Source organism: Paenarthrobacter sp. AT5 (assembly GCF_032764245.1).
In the GTDB taxonomy this organism is placed as follows: Bacteria; Actinomycetota; Actinomycetes; order Actinomycetales; family Micrococcaceae; genus Arthrobacter; species Arthrobacter ureafaciens.
Window position 1 is genome coordinate 3577472 of sequence record NZ_CP136441.1, and the last position, 17079, is coordinate 3594550.

The 17079-nt window shown below is 64.1% G+C and carries 13 protein-coding genes; 5 read left to right on the forward strand and 8 right to left on the reverse strand.

Annotated features, from left to right (window positions below; translation table 11 throughout):
- The first annotated feature begins 116 nt into the window (after positions 1-116).
- Entirely contained in the window at positions 117-752 is a 636-nt protein-coding gene (locus RI444_RS16650; protein ID WP_207605651.1) for a DUF2461 domain-containing protein, read from the forward strand.
- Positions 753-882: 130 nt separating this feature from the next.
- On the opposite strand, the gene RI444_RS16655 is transcribed toward RI444_RS16650, so the two are convergent.
- From RI444_RS16655 to RI444_RS16675, 5 genes are all read right to left on the reverse strand, one after another.
- On the reverse strand, positions 883-2415 hold the full coding sequence (locus tag RI444_RS16655) for an APC family permease (RefSeq protein WP_021472313.1): 1533 nt from the start codon (positions 2413-2415) through the stop codon (positions 883-885).
- Positions 2416-2577: 162 nt separating this feature from the next.
- Complete coding sequence (locus RI444_RS16660) at positions 2578-2994, reverse strand: DUF779 domain-containing protein (RefSeq protein WP_179013564.1); 417 nt, start codon at positions 2992-2994, stop codon at positions 2578-2580.
- An 81-nt stretch (positions 2995-3075) separates the two neighbouring features.
- Positions 3076-4599 carry an aldehyde dehydrogenase family protein gene (locus tag RI444_RS16665; protein WP_264961322.1) on the reverse strand — a complete coding sequence of 508 codons (1524 nt, stop codon included), beginning with the start codon at positions 4597-4599 and terminating at the stop codon, positions 3076-3078.
- A 94-nt stretch (positions 4600-4693) separates the two neighbouring features.
- Positions 4694-6061 carry a GAF domain-containing protein gene (locus RI444_RS16670; protein WP_207605650.1) on the reverse strand — a complete coding sequence of 456 codons (1368 nt, stop codon included), beginning with the start codon at positions 6059-6061 and terminating at the stop codon, positions 4694-4696.
- A 188-nt stretch (positions 6062-6249) separates the two neighbouring features.
- Complete coding sequence (locus RI444_RS16675; RefSeq protein ID WP_410510789.1) at positions 6250-7737, reverse strand: FAD-dependent oxidoreductase; 1488 nt, start codon at positions 7735-7737, stop codon at positions 6250-6252.
- Positions 7738-7831: 94 nt separating this feature from the next.
- Between RI444_RS16675 and rarD the strand changes: the two genes are divergently transcribed.
- On the forward strand, positions 7832-8914 hold the full coding sequence (gene rarD, locus RI444_RS16680; RefSeq protein WP_069695819.1) for an EamA family transporter RarD: 1083 nt from the start codon (positions 7832-7834) through the stop codon (positions 8912-8914).
- A 265-nt stretch (positions 8915-9179) separates the two neighbouring features.
- On the opposite strand, the gene gabT is transcribed toward rarD, so the two are convergent.
- Both gabT and RI444_RS16690 read right to left on the reverse strand, forming a co-directional pair.
- The gene (gene gabT, locus RI444_RS16685) at positions 9180-10535 is read right to left on the reverse strand and encodes a 4-aminobutyrate--2-oxoglutarate transaminase (protein WP_062097607.1); all 1356 of its coding nucleotides are present in this window, start codon (positions 10533-10535) and stop codon (positions 9180-9182) included.
- A gap of 92 nt (positions 10536-10627) precedes the next feature.
- Positions 10628-12058, reverse strand: a complete 1431-nt coding sequence (locus RI444_RS16690; protein WP_207605648.1) for a gamma-aminobutyraldehyde dehydrogenase — start codon at positions 12056-12058, stop codon at positions 10628-10630.
- Between the two features lie 145 nt (positions 12059-12203).
- On the opposite strand from RI444_RS16690, the gene RI444_RS16695 reads away from it, so the two are divergent.
- The 3 genes from RI444_RS16695 (at position 12204) to RI444_RS16705 (ending at position 15693) form a co-directional block, all read left to right on the forward strand.
- A complete protein-coding gene (locus RI444_RS16695) occupies positions 12204-13646 on the forward strand; it encodes a PucR family transcriptional regulator (RefSeq protein ID WP_062097609.1) in 1443 nt (480 codons plus the stop codon).
- Between the two features lie 95 nt (positions 13647-13741).
- Entirely contained in the window at positions 13742-15013 is a 1272-nt protein-coding gene (locus RI444_RS16700) for an MFS transporter (RefSeq protein ID WP_021472304.1), read from the forward strand.
- Entirely contained in the window at positions 15010-15693 is a 684-nt protein-coding gene (locus RI444_RS16705) for a FadR/GntR family transcriptional regulator (protein ID WP_207605647.1), read from the forward strand. The genes RI444_RS16700 and RI444_RS16705 overlap by 4 nt, the downstream gene beginning before the upstream one ends.
- Here the strand turns inward: RI444_RS16705 and RI444_RS16710 are convergent.
- The gene (locus RI444_RS16710; protein ID WP_207605646.1) at positions 15685-17079 is read right to left on the reverse strand and encodes an MBL fold metallo-hydrolase; all 1395 of its coding nucleotides are present in this window, start codon (positions 17077-17079) and stop codon (positions 15685-15687) included. The genes RI444_RS16705 and RI444_RS16710 overlap by 9 nt on opposite strands.

Sequence of the window (17079 nt, forward strand, 5' to 3'; positions counted from 1 at the left end):
TTTCGGTTTTACCCGGATCACCCCGTCGCGGTTCGTCCGCGGCGGGGTGATTTTCTTTTCCACATAGCATCGTCCGGTCGTGGCTGCCCGTGCAGCGCCGTCCATAGGATCCTTATATGAGCACATTCCAAGGGATCCCCACGGCCGCTTTCCGCTTCTACGAAGAACTTGAAGAGAACAACAACCGTGAGTGGTGGCTGGAGCACAAAAGCGCGTACGACGCCGGGGTGCGGGAGCCGCTGACAGCCCTCCTTGCGGAGTTGGAACCGGAGTTCGGGCCGGCGAAGGTCTTCCGGCCCAACCGCGACGTCCGTTTTTCGCAGGACAAGTCGCCTTACAAGACGGCTCAGGGCGGGTTTGCAGCCCGCCATGAACGCGTTGGCTATTACGTCCAGGTCAGCGCGGACGGGTCTCGCGTCAGCGGCGGGTTCTTTGCGCACAGTCCGGCGCAATTGGCCCGTTACCGCGCTGCGGTGGACGCGCCGGCCAGCGGCAGTGAACTGGAGCGGATCGTCGATGCCCTTGCCGCCGCGGGGTTCTCCATTGAGGGCGAAACACTCAAGACGGTTCCCCGGGGTTTCGATAAGGACCACCCGCGGGCAGAACTGCTGAAACATAAATCGTTGTCTGCAGCCCTCGATCTTGGCCAGCCGGCGTGGCTGTCCACACCGGGAGCCGTGCAGGAGATCACTGCCCGGTGGCGGGACTTGCAGCCGCTGGTGGAATGGGTGGGCGAGCACGCGGCGCCGTAACGGTGCGGCAGTTTGCCATCGTGTCCGGAAACAGGGATGCGCCCGGAACCATTCAGATTCCGGGCGCATGTGTCAGCGCCATCGAGGACGCGCTGGGCCGCGTCGGCAGCATGTGCCGCCCCACCGAGGGCTAAACCTTGGTGAACGTGTCCTCATCGCCGGGCTTGTTATCGATCGAGGCTTTGGCTGCGGCGAACTTCTCATTGAGGCGGGAGTGGCGCTGCCCGTAAGAGAAGTAGATGATGATGCCCACCACGAGCCAAATCGCGAAGAAGAGCCAGGTTTCCACGGCCAGGTTGGTCATCAGGTAGAGGCAGAGGATTGCCGAGACCCACGGCAGGACCTTGCCGAACGGCACCCGGAACGAGGGCTTCAGGTCCGGACGCTTCTTGCGGAGCACCAGGATGCCAAGGCTCACCATGACGAACGCGGAGAGCGTTCCGATGTTGATCATCTCTTCGAGGAGGTCAACCTTGGTCACGCCGGCCACCACGGCCACTGCAGCACCGCAGATAATCTGCAGGCGGGCAGGGGTAGCGTGCTTGTCGCTGGTCTTCGACAGTGCCCGCGGAAGCAGGCCGTCGCGGCTCATGGCCAGCACAACGCGGGCCAGGCCCATGAGCAGGACCATGATCACCGTGGTGAGGCCGATCAGCGAGCCGAAGGCGATCACCTTGGCGGCGTCCGTGTTGCCCACAGCTTCGAAGGCGGTGGTCAAGGTCGGGTTCTTCACTTCCGCCAGCTGGGTGTAGGACACCATGCCGGTTAGTGCCAGGGACACCAGGATGTAAAGGAGCGTCACCAGCGCCAAGCCACCGAAGATACCGCGGGGCAGGGTCTTCTGCGGGTTCTTGACCTCTTCGGCGGAGGTGGCCACCACATCGAAGCCAATGAAGGCGAAGAACACCAGGGCTGCGCCGGCGAACACGCCCAGCGTGCCGTACTGGGCTGGTGCAGCGCCGGTCAGGAAGCCGAAGAAGGACTGCTTCATGACGTCGGCCACGCCGGAACCGCCGGTCGGTTCGGAGGCCGGGACGAACGGGGTGTAATTGGAGAACTTCACGTAGGTGAAGCCCACGACGATCACGAACAGGACCACGCCGATCTTGATGAGCGTGAAGATGTTGCCGACGCGTGCGGACAGCTTTGTCCCCAGCACCAGCAGCACGGTGAAGATCGCGACGATCAGGAAGGCGCCCCAGTAGAGTTCCACCCCACCCAGCGGGATGGAGGGCGGGAGTTCCACGCCCATGAGCCCGAACACGGTGCTGAGGTAGATGCCCCAGTACTTGGCGATGACTGCCGCCGCCGTGAACAGTTCAAGGATGAGGTTCCAGCCGATAATCCAGGCAAGGACCTCGCCCATGGTGGCGTAGGTGAAGACGTAGGCGGAGCCGGCCACCGGGATTGCCGTGGCGAATTCCGCGTAGCACATGATGGCGAGGGCGCAGGTGATGGCTGCGACCACAAAGGAGATGGTGACGGCGGGGCCGGCGAAGTTCGCTGCGGCCTTCGCACCGACGGAGAAGATGCCGGCGCCAACAGCGACAGCAACACCCATGATCATCAGGTCCCAGGTGCTGAGGCTGCGCTTAAGCTTGCGACCGGGTTCGTCAGCGTCGGCAATCGACTGCTCGACCGGCTTGGTCCTGAAAATGTTCATAAAGATGCCACATTCTGGATGGGGATGGTATAGGACCTATCAAGGATAGGGTCCGGCCAATGGACGGCCATATTTGTCCCAAATAATGAGACGCCACCTATACCACTGGGGCAGATGTTGCTGCAGTTACCCGCAACGTGGCCTCCACCACACCGTGCCTCGTTAGCTGTCAGACACCCGCACATCCCAGTCCATGATCGTGGACCGGATCAGGAACCTCTTCCCCTCCGGCGCTTCCACCGAAAAGCCGCTCCCCCGGCCGGTCACGACGTCCACCGTGAGGTGCGTGTGTGACCAATAGTTGAACTGCTCCTTGGACATCCAGAACTCAAGGGGCTGCTCATCGTCTCCCGGCCAGATGCGGAACCTGCCCAGGAGAATGTCCGAGTCACCGGTCAGGAACTCACCGGCCGGGTAGCACATGGGTGCCGACCCGTCGCAGCAACCACCGGACTGGTGGAACATGAGGGGTCCGTGCTGCTCCCACAGTTTCCGCAAAAGCGCTACGGACTCTTCCGTGAGCGACACCCGCGGGAAGTCCTCTCCCGGAATCGTGCTCGATGCTTCCACGCTGGCCATTGAACCTCCTGGTGATGCCACGTAGGCGCGGCAGGTGCCCCGAAGGAAACGTCCTTGAGGGCACCTTCCGCGCTTGGTTGTCTAGAAGAAGCCGAGCTTGTTCTCGTTGTAGCTGACCAGCAGGTTCTTGGTTTGCTGGTAGTGGTCGAGCATCATGGCATGGTTCTCACGGCCGATGCCGGATGACTTGTACCCGCCGAAGGCCGCGCCGGCGGGGTAGGCGTGGTAATTGTTCACCCACACACGTCCTGCCTGGATTTCCCGCCCGGCGCGGTAGGCGACGTTGCCGTTGCGCGACCACACCCCGGCACCGAGGCCGTAGAGGGTGTCGTTGGCAATGCCGATCGCATCGTTGTAGTCGCTGAACTTGGTCACGGACACCACGGGACCGAAGATCTCCTCCTGGAAGATCCGCATCCGGTTGTGGCCTTCGAAGATGGTGGGCTGGACGTAGTAGCCGCCGGCCAGGTCCCCGGACAGTTCGGCCCGGGCGCCACCGGTGAGGACCTTGGCTCCTTCCTGCTTTCCAATGTCGATGTAGGAGAGAATCTTCTCCAACTGGTCGTTGGAAGCCTGCGCGCCGACCTGCGTGTCGGTGTCCAGCGGGTTGCCCTGGATGATCTTGTTGGTGCGGGCGATGACGTCGGCCAGGAAGGTGTCATATATGCCCTCCTGCACCAGGGCGCGGGAGGGGCAGGTGCACACTTCGCCCTGGTTGAAAGCGAAGAGCGTGAAGCCTTCCTGGGCTTTGTCATAGAAGGCGTCGTTCTGTGCGGCGACATCGTCGAAGAAAATGTTCGGGCTCTTGCCGCCAAGTTCCAGCGTGACGGGGATGAGGTTGTTGGAGGCGTACTGGCTGATCAACCGGCCCGTAGTGGTTTCGCCGGTGAAGGCGATCTTCCGGATCCTGGAACTGGAAGCGAGCGGCTTGCCCGCCTCTACGCCGAAGCCGTTGACCACATTCACCACGCCCGCGGGCAGCAGGTCACCGATGAGTTCGATCAGGACCAGGATGGACGACGGCGTCTGCTCCGCAGGCTTGAGGACCACGGCGTTGCCGGCAGCGAGAGCAGGGGCGAGCTTCCACACCGCCATGAGGATGGGGAAGTTCCAGGGGATGATCTGCCCTACAACGCCCAGCGGCTCGTGGAAGTGGTAGGCCGTGGTGTCGTCATCGAGCTGTGAGAGGTGGCCTTCCTGGGCGCGGATGGCCGAGGCAAAGTAGCGGAAGTGGTCAGCGGCCAACGGAATGTCCGCGTTGAGGGTTTCGCGGATCGGCTTGCCGTTATCCCAGGTTTCCGCCACCGCCAGCAGCTCGACGTTCTCATCGATGCGGTCCGCGATCTTGTTCAGAATGGCAGCACGTTCGGCCGCTGAGGTCTTGCCCCAGGACGGCGCGGCCTTGTGTGCCGCGTCCAACGCCAGCTCGATGTCCTCGGCCGTTCCCCTTGCAACCTCACAGAAAGCCTTGCCCGTCACGGGGGTGATGTTCTCGAAGTAGCCGCCCTTGACCGGCGCAACCCATTCCCCGCCGATCCAGTTCTCGTAACGGTCCTTGAAAGTGACCTTCGAACCCTCTGCACCTGGCTGTGCATAAACAGTCATTGCTAGCTCCTTTGCTGCGAATCAGTGGCTGTTGCCATTGGTCCGAGCCTAGGAGCGGGAAGGTTGCAGCAACGTTGCAACTATGTGGTCCAGGTCACGCGCCGAGTTCATCCTCAAGCCGTTCAAGGTCTGCCACGATCGCAGCCCGCTTTGGCGAGCGCGGCGGCAGGAGCCTCAGGATCGCAAGGCGGAGGTCGGCGTCGTACTTTGCCTCCGGCAACGCGGCGTACTTCAGGAGCGAATCCACGCTGCCGTCGGTAAGCAGCGCCTCGCGCAGCAAGTGCGAAACGCGCTCGCGCAACTGAACGACGCCGGGAGCCTCCGAACGCGGAAGAAGGGCACCTTTGTAAATTTCCAGGGCGATGCGGTGTGCGCCGCGTTGCAGGCAGCTCAGGACCTGGTCCGAATCAGGCAGAAGCTCAACGGGAAGCCGGTACGGACGGGATTCGGGAACAGCTTCAGGGCTCAGTTCCTGCACCACCTTGCGCAACCGGACCATCTCCGCGCGCAGCGTCACGGCCGATCCCTCGCCCGGGTAGAGGCGCGCGCACAATTCGTCGGCGCTCAGCCCTTCCGGGTGGTTTCCGAGGATCGCCAGGATTTCGCTGTGCCGCGCCGACAGCGTGACGCTCCTGCCACCGAGACTCAACAACGCCTGGTCCCTGCCCAGCAGTTGCAGGCTGTTGCGGTACAGCGTGTTCCTGTCCTTGACCCCTCCGCCAGTGACCGCAGAACCCGGGGGTGAGCTCCGGCGTCGTGGTTTTTCGAAAGCCGCAGCGGCGAGTTGGAGACGTTCGATCCGCAACTGCGCCTGGGCCGCGGCCACGGTGGCCTCCACCAGCGAGAGCGTGTGGGGAGCAACAGCCGCCTCGGTGCCGGTGATGTCGACGACCCCCAGCAGGGCACCGGAATCGGGATCGTGGAACGGGACAGCCGTGCAGCTCCACGGATGCACGGAACGCTTGAAGTGCTCAGCCCCGGAAATCTGGATGCTGCGGTCAAGGGCCAGGGCGGTCCCCGGGGCACTGGTCCCCACCGAGGCCTCGGACCAGTCCGAACCGGCCACGAACATCATGCCCTCCGCGCGCCGCTGCATCACGGGGTCGCCATCCACCCACAGGAGGCGCCCGACCTCGTCTCCCACCGCGACCAGCAAACCGCTCTCATGGCTTGGCTGGATGAGGAGCTTGCGGATCACCGGCATGATGGTGGCGAGCGGGTGCTGGCGCCGGTAATCCTCCAACTCGTCACTGTCCATGGCAAGCGGAGCTTCGGCCGCATCCGGGTTCGCTTTCAACTGGGCAGAACGCTGCCACGACTCACGGACCAGCCTGCGAAGCCCCGGGACATGGTCGGCGCCGAACGCCACCCCGTCCAAGTGCTCGTGATCGCTCAAGGCACGGCGCTGCAGCAGTTGGGCGGCATCCGAGCCCGGAAGCGGCGGATGGATCGGGTTCCTCATTGAACTCCTGGCGGCAGGACAAACAGCACAAACAGCGGACGGTACGCGCCAGTCTAGTGTGGCGTCCCTGCTTTGGGTACCGCCGGGAAGCCCGGGCGGGGCATGAGCTCCGGCATGGGAGACCCGGCCTTGCCGCGGCAGGAACAGCTCAGCCGCGGGAGACCCGGCTTTGCCGCGGCAGGTACAGCTCAGCCGCGGGAGATCCGGATCATTTCTTCGCGCGGAACAACCTTGATGCGCTCACGGACAATTCCGTCGCCTGCACCTTCCCCGTCCTTGGCACCGTCCGCGGTCCAGGCAGCGCCGAGGGAGGCCTCATGGGCGTCGAGCCGGTTCCAGCCCTCCCATGTGGTGTACTCGATGCCGCGTTCTTCGAGGAGATCGATGATCGCCTGCGGATCGGGGTTCTCCGCCGGCGGGAGGTTGAGCCGGTCCTCCAGGAGGCAGCCGATGGTCTCCAGGGCGTCGCCCTTGGTGTGCCCGATCAGGCCTACCGGCCCGCGCTTGATCCAGCCCGTGGCGTAGATTCCCGGGACGGGCTTGCCGTCGGCGTCAAGGACGCGGCCGCCGTCGTTCGGAATGACGCCGCGGCGGGCGTCGTACGGCAGCTCATCCAGCGGCGAACCGTGATACCCGATGGCCCGGTACACCGCCTGGACCGGGTACTCGAGGAACTCCCCGGTGCCCTTGGCATTGCCGGTACCGTCCAGCTCCATGCGTTCGAACTTGATGGCGGCTACCTTGCCGGGGGTCTCCGGGGAATCGAGGATCTCCACCGGGCTGTGCAGGAAGTGCAAGTGGAGGCGGCGGGAGGAGGGCTCCTCCGATTCCGCGTGCTCCTCCACCAACCAGTTGGTCATCGTGTTGACCATGGTCTTGATCTGGTTGTTGGTCCGGATGGCCTGGTCGGAAGCTTCATCGAACTCGAAGTCCTCGGGATACAGGACGATGTCCACGTCCTTGCAATGGGAGAGCTCACGCAACTCCAACGGGGTGAACTTCACTTGCGCAGGACCACGGCGGCCGAACACGTGGACGTCCGTCACCGGCGACGCCTTCAGGCCCTGGTACACGTTGTCCGGAATCTCCGTCACCAGCAGTTCCTCGGGATGCTTGGCCAGCATCCGCGCTACGTCCAAGGCCACGTTGCCGTTGCCGATCACGGCAATTTCCTTGGCTTCGAGGGGCCATTCGCGGGGGACGTCCGGGTGGCCGTCGTACCAGGAGACAAAGTCCGCTCCCCCGAAGGAACCCTCAAGCTCGATGCCCGGGATGTTCAGGTCCGCGTCCTTGATGGCTCCCGTGGAGAAGATCACCGCGTCGTAGAAAGCCCGGAAGTCGTGGAGGGTCAGGTCCTTGCCGTACGTCACGTTGCCCAGGAAGCGGATGTCGCCGCGGTCCAACACCTTGTGCAGGGCGTTCACGATCCCCTTGATGCGGGGGTGGTCCGGTGCAACGCCGTACCGGATCAATCCATAGGGAGCGGGGTAGGCCTCAAAAAGATCAATGCTGACCTCGATATGGCCGTCCTTGACCTCGTTGGACTTGGTCAGGATGTCCGCGGCGTACACACCTGCCGGACCTGCGCCGACGATCGCAACGCGAAGCGGACGATTGGGGATGGTTGCGGCTGAGTCAGACACCGTTTGCCCTTCCGAAGCAGTAAGCCACGCCATTGTTGGGACGCAGGTTTCCAATTCTAGATACCGACCTTACCCGCGCCCGCCCATATGGCAGGAGTCACAGGATTTCCTCAATTCGCTGTCTATATTGCGGAATATTGCAGGCGGCAGGGATGTTGGGCACATTGTGTCCACACCCGAGCAGATCTCCGCAGCCTCCACCGCTTCAACCCAGCCCACGACGACGGCACCCGGGAGCGACGGTGCCGGCACCGGCGGTAGCGGCGGCGGAACCGTGGCTAAGCCGGTTCGGAGCGAAACCACCACGGGTGTGCTGTTCGGCATCGGCGCGTACGGCTTGTGGGGCCTGCTCCCCCTCTACTTCTTTGTCCTGCAGCCTGCGGGAGCCATTGAGATCGTGGCCAACCGGGTGGTATGGTCCCTGGTTTTCTGCGCCCTTCTGATCACCATCACCCGGGCCTGGCGGGTCTTCGGCTCGGCGATGAAGGACCGCACCATCATGGGGCCCCTGGCCTTGGCCGCCGCCCTCATTGCCATCAACTGGCTCACCTACACCTTCGGCGTCACTACCGGCCACGCCGTGGAGACGTCCCTCGGATACTTCATCAACCCGCTGGTTTCCGTGCTGCTGGGCGTCTTCGTGTTGAAGGAAAAGCTGCGTCCGCTCCAGTGGGCCGCTGTGGGCATCGGCTTCGTTGCGGTGGGTGTGCTGACTTTCTCCTATGGCCAACTGCCGTGGATTGCGCTCCTGCTGGCTTTCAGCTTCGGCCTGTACGGCTTCGTGAAAAAGAGGGTAGGACCACGGGTGGACGCCCTGACCAGCCTTTCGGTCGAAACAGTGGTACTGGCACCGTTCGCGGCCATTACCATGGTGGTCCTCGGGGCCACGGGGATGGCAACGCTCACCACCGAAGGACCCGCACACTTCTGGCTCATTCTCGCTTCGGGCATCATCACTGCTGTACCGCTGCTGTTCTTCGGTGCCTCAGCACGCCGCCTGCCCATGACCACCATCGGCCTGCTGCAGTACTTTGCCCCGGTTCTGCAGTTCATCGTGGCACTGACAGTGTTCAACGAAGCCATGACCACGGCCCGGTGGATCGGCTTCTGCGTGGTCTGGCTGGCCCTGATCCTGCTGACCATCGACATGCTCCGGACCGCCCGGAAAAACTCGGCGCTGCGGAAAAAGGCCCGGCTCGCGGAGGTGTAGCGGAGTTCGCTGCGCCGGGTTTGCGCCGTGTTCGCTGCAAACCTGCTGCGTCGCCGGAGCCTTCCCTACGAACAAGCAGGCTTCCCACGACGTCGGCGGACAGGTGCCCGGGTTCGCTGCAAACCTGCTGCGTCGCCGGAGCCTTCCCTACGAACAAGCAGCGTTGCGGCGAACACGACGAACACGGCGAACGCGGCAGACACGAAAAAGCAGGGCCGGGGTGTATTCCAGCTCCCCGGCCCTGCTTTTTTGTAGAAAACAGACCTTATGCGTTGGCCTTGACGGCGTTCGCGAGTACTTCCAGTCCGTCCAGCAGCAGGTCATCGCTGATCACCAGCGGCGGGAGCAGGCGGATGACGTTGCCGTAGGTACCGCAGGTCAGGATGATGACGCCTTCCTTGAGGCAAGCGGCTGCAACAGCCTTGGTGAGCTCAGCGTTCGGTTCCTTGGAGCCGGGCTGAACAAGCTCGATGGCCAGCATTGCGCCGCGGCCACGGATGTCGCCCACCACGGACGTTTCGGAGGCCAGTTCGCGGAGCTTGCCCAGGGCGAGTTCCTCGATGTGGCGGGCACGGCCGTTGAGATCGTGCTCCTCCATGGTGGTGATTGCTGCCAGTGCTGCTGCACACGCAACCGGGTTTCCACCGTAGGTACCGCCGAGGCCGCCCGGGTGGACGGCGTCGAGCAGGTCAGCGCGGCCGGTGATCGCGGACAGCGGCATGCCACCGGCGATGCCCTTGGCCATGGTGATGATGTCCGGAACAACCCCCTCGTGGTTGACGGCGAACCATTCACCGGTGCGGCAGAAACCGGACTGGACCTCATCGGCGATGAAAACAATGCCCTTTTCCTTGGCCCATGCGGACAGCGCCGGCAGGAAGCCTTCGGCCGGGACGATGAAGCCGCCCTCACCCTGGATGGGTTCGATGATGATTGCGGCAACCTGGTCGCCGCCAATCTGCTTCTCGATCGCGGTGATGGCGCGCTTGGCAGCCTCAGCACCCGTGATCTCCGGGTTCTCTTCACGGAACGGGTAGCTCATGGGCATGCGGTAGACCTCGGGCGCGAACGGTCCGAAGTTGGTCTTGTACGGCATGGCCTTGGCGGTCAGTGCCATGGTCAGGTTGGTGCGGCCGTGGTAGGCGTGGTCGAAAGCAACGACGGCGTCGCGGCCGGTGGCCAGGCGGGCAACCTTGATGGCGTTCTCCACGGCTTCCGCGCCGGAGTTGAAGAGCACGGTGCGCTTGGCGTGGTTGCCCGGGGTGAGGCGGTTCAGCTGCTCGGCGACGGCGACGTAGCCTTCGTACGGCGTCACCATGAAACAGGTGTGCGTGAAGTGCGCGGCGGCTTCCTGGACAGCGGCGACGACGGCGGGATCGGAAGCGCCGACGCTGGTGACGGCGATGCCCGAGCCGAGGTCGACGAAAGAGTTGCCGTCGACGTCGCGGATGATGCCGCCGTCGGCGTCTTCTACGTAGACAGGAACGCCGGAAGCCACACCGGCAGCAACGACGGCGGAGCGGCGCTCAGCCAGTGCCTGCGACTTGGGTCCGGGGAACGTGCCGTTGATGTTGCGCTTCTGCTCGATGCGGTACGAGAGTTCGTTCGCAGTTGCGGTCATGGGAATGTCCTTCTTTGTTGATTGCGGCGCGCGCCGGCAGGGTTGCAGGCCGGTGCGGAGCGAGGTTGGAGAGTGGGGGCCGGGCGGCTGACTTATGCGTCCAGTGCACTCATGACGTGCTTGATGCGGGTGTAGTCCTCCACGCCGTACATGGAGAGGTCCTTGCCGTAACCGGACTGCTTGAAGCCACCGTGCGGCATCTCTGCGGTCAGGAGGATGTGGGTGTTGATCCACACGGCGCCGAAGTCGAGGTCGCGGCTCATGCGCATGGCCGTGCCGTGGTCGGTGGTCCAGACGCTGGAAGCCAGGGCGTATTCGACGTCGTTGGCCAGTTCGAGGGCTTCGGCTTCGGAGCTGAACTTCTGGACTGTGATGACGGGCCCGAACGTTTCCTTCTGGACGATGTCATCGCTCTGCTTGGCCCCGGAGATGATGGTGGGCTCGAAGAAGAAGCCCTTCTCCCCTGCGCGGTGTCCACCGGTTTCGATCCGGCAGTGCGCCGGGAGGTTCTCCACCACGGAGGTCACGGCGTTGAAGTGGTTGACGTTGTTGAGCGGGCCGAAGTAGTTGTCTTCGTCGTTCTGCGAGCCGGTCTGAAGGGTCTTGGTGTGTTCCACCAGGGCCGCAACCATGTCGTCGTGGATCTCGTCTTCGATGAGCACGCGGGTGATGGCCGTGCAGTCCTGCCCGGCGTTGAAGAAGGCGAATTCCGCGATGGCCGCGGCGCTCTTCTTGATGTCGGCGTCCTTGAAGACGATGGCCGGGGCCTTGCCGCCCAGTTCCAGGTGCGCGCGCTTGAGGCCCTTCGCGGCGCCGCTGGCCACGGCAATGCCTGCGCGGACGGAACCGGTGATGGACACCAGTCCGGGAACCTTGTGCTCCACCATCATCGCGCCGGTCTCACCGGTGCCGAGGACCACGTTGAGGACGCCGGCCGGGAAGATCTCCCCTGCCAGGCGTGCCAGGACCAGGGTGGATTCAGGGGTGGTATCGGAGGGCTTCAGGACTACCGTGTTGCCTGCGGCCAGGGCGGGGCCGATCTTCCAGATGGCCATGAGGAACGGGTAGTTCCACGGAGCAACCTGGGCTACGACGCCAATGGGCTCGCGGCGCACATAGGAGGTGTGGCCCTCGAAGTACTCACCGGCGGACTTGCCTTCAAGGAGTCGTGCTGCACCGGCGAAAAAGCGCAGCTGGTCGGCGCCGGCAGCAACTTCCTCGGACGCGATGAGGGAACGGACCTGTCCGGTGTTGCGGTGCTGGGCTTCGACGAGTTCGTCGCTGTTGGCCTCGATGGCGTCGGCCAGCTTCAGCAGCATGAGCTGGCGCTGTCCCGGTGTGACGTGCTTCCAGGTCTTGAAAGCCTCGCTGGCTGCGAACATGGCAGCGTCAACATCTGCCTGCACCGAAACGGGAGACTTGGCCACGACGTCCCCGGTGGCGGGGTTGACGATGTCCAGGAGACCCGTACCTGACGGCGTGACGAACTCGCCGTTGATGAAGTTCTGCAAGGTTTGAACCACGGTGTGCAACCCTCTTTCGGTGTGTTGGCATGGCTTTTTAGCTGATCAGAGCCTATTCCAGAGGGGTGCACCAAGGAATAGCCAACTGCACACAGACGACGCAGGCGCTTAGTGCGCTTGACCAGCGCCGGGTTATCCTTTCAGCATGGCCATCACCCTCGCTTCACTCGTTGCTGTACCCTCCCTGAAACTCCGCAAAACAGGGCTGGCGGAAACCACGTGGAACCAGGACATCAGCTGGGTGGCCGTGACGGAGCTTGAAGACCCGCAGCGTTTCCTCAGCGGCGGGGAACTGGTGCTCACCACGGGCCTGCGGCTCAAGAGTGCGGCCGACCAGCGCCGCTTTGTGCGCCAGGTCCAGCGGGCGGGCGCCGTAGGCATCGGTTTCGGCACGGGTCTCACCCACGAGTCCGTTCCCGAGCCCCTCATCGCGGAAGCCAACCGTTGGGGACTGCCCTTGGTGGAGGTCCCCTACGAGATCCCGTTCATCGCCATCGGCAAGCTGGTTGCCGAGTCCCATTCGGCGGACCACTACTCCAACCTCGAACGGCTGCTTGCCGGGCACCAGATCCTTGCCCGCGCGCTGCTCACCGGTGGCGGCCTCGCCGAGCTGTTGAAGCAACTGGGCAGCATGTTGCGCACGGATGTGGTCCTCACCCAGTTCAGCGCCCAGCTCTACAACAGCGTCCCCGGGAAGCCGGCGCCGACCGCCGAAGGGTGGGCGTCGTACCCGATCCCCACCGGCCGCCGGGATGCCTGCACGCTGTGGTTGCGCCAGCCCTTCATCGATTCCGGGATCGTCAGCTACGCCCAGAACCTCATCAGCGTTGAACTGAACAACATGGTCAAGCAACGCCAGGCCCAGCGTGCCATGGCCGGGCAGGTGCTGGATGACGTCATCCACGGAACCCTCGACACCATTGAGGCAGCACGGCGCCTGGCGGGGGTGGGCATCAACAGCACGCGGAAGAACGTGGTGCTGGTTGCTGAATCCACGGCCCATCACAAACAACTGGTCTCCATTTCCCTGCCCCAGTCCCTGGAAGGTGGCGTCAGCGCCGTCGTCGGCAAGGACCTGGTGACCGTGATCAGCGACGACGGCAGCTCGGCCACCGCACTCGCGAAGAGCCTCAGCGACCACTTGCAGGAGGCGGGGATCCACGCCGTGATCGGCATCGGCGGGGCATACACGAAGCCGAACGGCCTGCGCTGGAGCTACTTCGAAGCGCGCGATGCCGTGGCGCACGGCTTGCCGGTCAATGAGCCGGAGCGCCTGAGTCTCACCTCGCTCCTGCTGGCCAGCGAAGATGTCCCCTTGGCTGACATGGCAAGTGAGTCGCTCACTCCCCTGCGGAAGTTCGACGCCGCCCACGGCTCTGAACTCGTGGCCACGCTCGAGAGCTACCTGAACCACAACGGCTCGGTTGCGGCTGTTGCCGAGGCGCTGACCCTGCACCGCAATACCGTGCGCTACCGCCTTGCCCAGATCACCGAGCTGACGGGGTACGACCCCTCGCAGACGCAGGACCGCGTTCAGTTGTGGCTGGCCCTCGCGGTGCAGCGGCTGGGTGCCCGCAACCCGCGGTAGGAAGAACGACGGCGGTTCCGCAGCTCGCTTTTCCTCGCAGGAGAGTTTCACCACAGAACTCTTTACGTTAGACGTCAAACGTCTAACCTTTAAATATGGCGACGACACCGATTACGACAACGACAGGAAACATCCCTACGATCTCCCCCGCCGCTGCCGCTTCCAAGCAGGGCAGCGCGCCGAAGTCCAGGGTCGTCGTCGTACTCGGGATCATCGCCGTCGTGCTCATCGGGCTCAACCTTCGGGCCGGCATCACCAGCGCCGCCGCACTCTTCCATGACCTGCAGCAGGTCCTCGGATACGGCGCCCTTGTGGCCTCCATCCTTCCCTCCATTCCGCTGCTCTGCTTTGCCGTGGCGGGTCTCGGAACGTCGTGGCTCACCCGGCGCGTTGGCGTGGAAAAGGCCATCTTCATTGCGCTGGCACTCCTTGCCGCCGGTCTCCTGGTCCGTGCCGTGCCGTTCACGGGCGCGCTCCTTGGGGGCACAGTGCTCGCGATGTCCGGCCTGGCCGTCTGCAACGTGGCCATGCCGTCCCTGATCCGCGAACACTACTCGGACCGGACTTCCATGATGACGGGCCTCTATACGTTCACCATGTCCGGCGGTGCCACTTTTGCCGCCGTCATCAGCGTTCCCCTGGCCCAGCAGCTCGGGTCGCCGTCCATGGGCCTTGCCGCGTGGGGCCTCCTCGGCGTGGCTGCCCTGCTCGGATTCCTGCCCGTGGTCCTGCACAACCACCGCAACTCCACCAAGACCGATCAGCCGCGCGTGCCCATGCTTCCCCTGCTCCGCACCCGGCTGGGCATCCTCATCACCGCCATCTTCACGTTCCAGGCCTTCCTGGCCTACGCCGTCATGAGCTGGTTTGCGTACATGTTGACGTCCCAGGGCCTCAGCGCTTCGGAGAGCGGCGTGCAGTTCGGCGTCATGCAGCTGGTTTCCGTGGCGTCGGGCATGATCCTCCTTGCCTTCGGCTCCCGGCCCGGAATGCTGCGGCCTGCCTTGTATACGGCCAGCAGCTCCACCCTGTTGGCCATCGCCGCCATGGTGTGGCTGCCTACGTCGTTGGCTGTGATTCCCGCGGTCCTGTTCGGATTCGGGTTGGGCATCTTCCCGCTGGTTTTGGTGATTATCAGCCGGAGCGGCCGTTCGACGGCGGAAACCACCGCGCTCTCCACCATCGCCCAGTCTTTGGGATACTTGATAGCGGCAATCGGACCGTTCGGGATGGGGCTCCTCCACAGCGTGACCGGCGGTTGGGTATTGCCGATGAGCCTGCTGTCCCTGGTGGCGCTGGGTCTCATGGTCACCAGCCACATGTTGACGAGCAAGCGAACCACCAAGACCCAAGCGAGGACGGCATGACCCTCACCCCGTCGCACCGACCGGTCCTCGCCGACGAGGTTACTGCCAAGCTGCGGGACATGATCAAGTCCGGCGAATGGCCCTTGCAGGAGCGGATCCCCGCCGAACCTGAGCTCATGGCCACCCTGGGGGTCTCCCGCGGAACACTGCGCGAAGCCATCAAGGCGCTGGCCCACACCGGCATGCTGGAAGTCCGCCGCGGCGACGGCACCTACGTGAGGGCCAACAGCGAGATCCTCGGTGCTGCCCAGCGGATCTACCGCGAGCACACGCAGGAACACATCGTGGAAGTCCGGCTCGGCCTGGACACCCAAGCGGCCCGGCTGGCAACCAAGCACGCCACTGCCGGGGACATCGCCGAGATGCGCCGGCTCCTGTCCGTCCGGCATGATTCCTGGAACTCCTGGGATTACGCCGCGTGGGCCCGCGCCGACTGGGAATTCCACGAGTGCGTGGCCAAGGCTTCCGGCAATCCGCTGCTTCATCAGTTGTACGCGTCGTTCGGGGGCGTGTTCCACAACGATCTCCTCCGCCAGCAGCGCAACGACGGTTTCAACGGTCTGCCCACCGAAGGCCACGACCAACTGGTAAAGGCCATCGAAGCCCGGGATCCGGAGGCCGCTGTAGCTACCGTCTACCGGAACCTGGACTTCTGCGCCGACAAGAGCCCGTCAGACTGAATCCTGCCGGCTGAGCGGGACTCCTGCCGCCGCAGCATCACGATACTTGGCATCAACCAGCACCACGTCGCGGCCCGCCCGGTCCAACAAGCTCGCGGCAACGCTTGCCCGGTACCCCGTGGCACAATGCACCCAGATCCTGGCCCGCGGCAATCCGTCCATGCGCCGCAGCAGCTCATACACCGGGACGTTGATGGCACCATCCACGTGCGACGCCTTGTATTCGTCCGGCCTGCGCACATCCAGGACCACGTCCCCCGGCTGCCTCTCCCTCAACAACACGGACCAGTCGCCATGCGGATAGGAAGAGTGCGGGACGCCCGGGGCAAGTCTGCTGAGCCCGTTGCCGGCGTCCCCGTCAGGCCCGACGGCGGCATCCGGGCTGTCGATGCCGATCCTCGCCAGATCGCGGATCGCCTTTTCGACCTCGGTGCGTGATCCCAGAAGCGTCAAGGGCTGTTCCCACGGGATTACCCAGCCGAGGTAGCTGGTGAAGTTGGAGCCGTTCCCGTATTCGAAGCCCACGCTGCCGTTCAAGTGGTCGTCTGCGAAGGCTATCCGGTGCCGGAGATCCACCACCCACTCCCCCGAGCCGAGCCGTCGGCCGAGTTCTTCCGGGTCCACCGAGTCCGGAACACTCAAATCCGCAGGACCCGGACCCGCAGCATTGAGCGGGCTCATGTGGGCGTAGTAGGCAGGGTAGGCGGTGATGTTCTCCAGGAGCTCGGCCACAAAATGTTCCTCGCTCGGGTCCGTCAGGGCATGGTTGGAGGCGGACTGCTCCGCGAGGGTGGAGGCATTCGCACGGCTCGCCGGTCCAATGGAGCAGAACGATCCAAAACCATGGGTTGGATACAGCGCAGCCTCCGGAGCAGCTGATGACACCAGTTTCCGCACCGACGAGTACTGAGCGTGGGCCAAGGTCGCGGTGTCCTCGGGAGAGACGAGGTCCGTCCGCCCCACCGAGCCATAAAGTAAGCTGCCGCCGGAAAACACGGCCTCCATGCCGCCGTCGTGCGTGTCCTCCCGCACCACGTACGCCAGGTGCGTGTGCGTGTGCCCCGGCGTCGCAACCACGCGCACGGTGAGCCTGCCCACCTGCAGCACGTGCCCGTCGGAGACCGGAGAACGGTTGAAGGAAACGTTGTCTGCGGCGTTGACCAGGTACTCGGCCCCGAGCTTCCCGGCGAGGACCAGGCCTCCGGTGACGTAATCGTTGTGGAGGTGGGTTTCGGCCACATGCGTGATACGGACACCCGCTGTGCGCGCGGCTTCCTCCACGCGGTCGGTGTCGCGCTGGGGGTCGATCACCAACGCGACTGAGCCGTCGTGGACGAGGTAGGTGCGGTCACCCAACTGGGGCGTTTCGATGACGACGACGTCCAT

What these genes read in the sequence shown, in the direction of transcription:
- RI444_RS16650 (WP_207605651.1), top strand. Translation starts at nt 117, where the DNA reads ATGAGCACATTCCAAGGGATCCCCACGGCCGCTTTCCGCTTCTACGAA.
- RI444_RS16655 (WP_021472313.1), bottom strand. Translation starts at nt 2,415, where the DNA reads ATGAACATTTTCAGGACCAAGCCGGTCGAGCAGTCGATTGCCGACGCT.
- RI444_RS16660 (WP_179013564.1), bottom strand. Translation starts at nt 2,994, where the DNA reads ATGGCCAGCGTGGAAGCATCGAGCACGATTCCGGGAGAGGACTTCCCG.
- RI444_RS16665 (WP_264961322.1), bottom strand. Translation starts at nt 4,599, where the DNA reads ATGACTGTTTATGCACAGCCAGGTGCAGAGGGTTCGAAGGTCACTTTC.
- RI444_RS16670 (WP_207605650.1), bottom strand. Translation starts at nt 6,061, where the DNA reads ATGAGGAACCCGATCCATCCGCCGCTTCCGGGCTCGGATGCCGCCCAA.
- RI444_RS16675 (WP_410510789.1), bottom strand. Translation starts at nt 7,737, where the DNA reads ATGGCGTGGCTTACTGCTTCGGAAGGGCAAACGGTGTCTGACTCAGCC.
- gabT (WP_062097607.1), bottom strand. Translation starts at nt 10,535, where the DNA reads ATGACCGCAACTGCGAACGAACTCTCGTACCGCATCGAGCAGAAGCGC.
- RI444_RS16695 (WP_062097609.1), top strand. Translation starts at nt 12,204, where the DNA reads ATGGCCATCACCCTCGCTTCACTCGTTGCTGTACCCTCCCTGAAACTC.
- RI444_RS16700 (WP_021472304.1), top strand. Translation starts at nt 13,742, where the DNA reads ATGGCGACGACACCGATTACGACAACGACAGGAAACATCCCTACGATC.
- RI444_RS16705 (WP_207605647.1), top strand. Translation starts at nt 15,010, where the DNA reads ATGACCCTCACCCCGTCGCACCGACCGGTCCTCGCCGACGAGGTTACT.
- RI444_RS16710 (WP_207605646.1), bottom strand. Translation starts at nt 17,079, where the DNA reads ATGGACGTCGTCGTCATCGAAACGCCCCAGTTGGGTGACCGCACCTAC.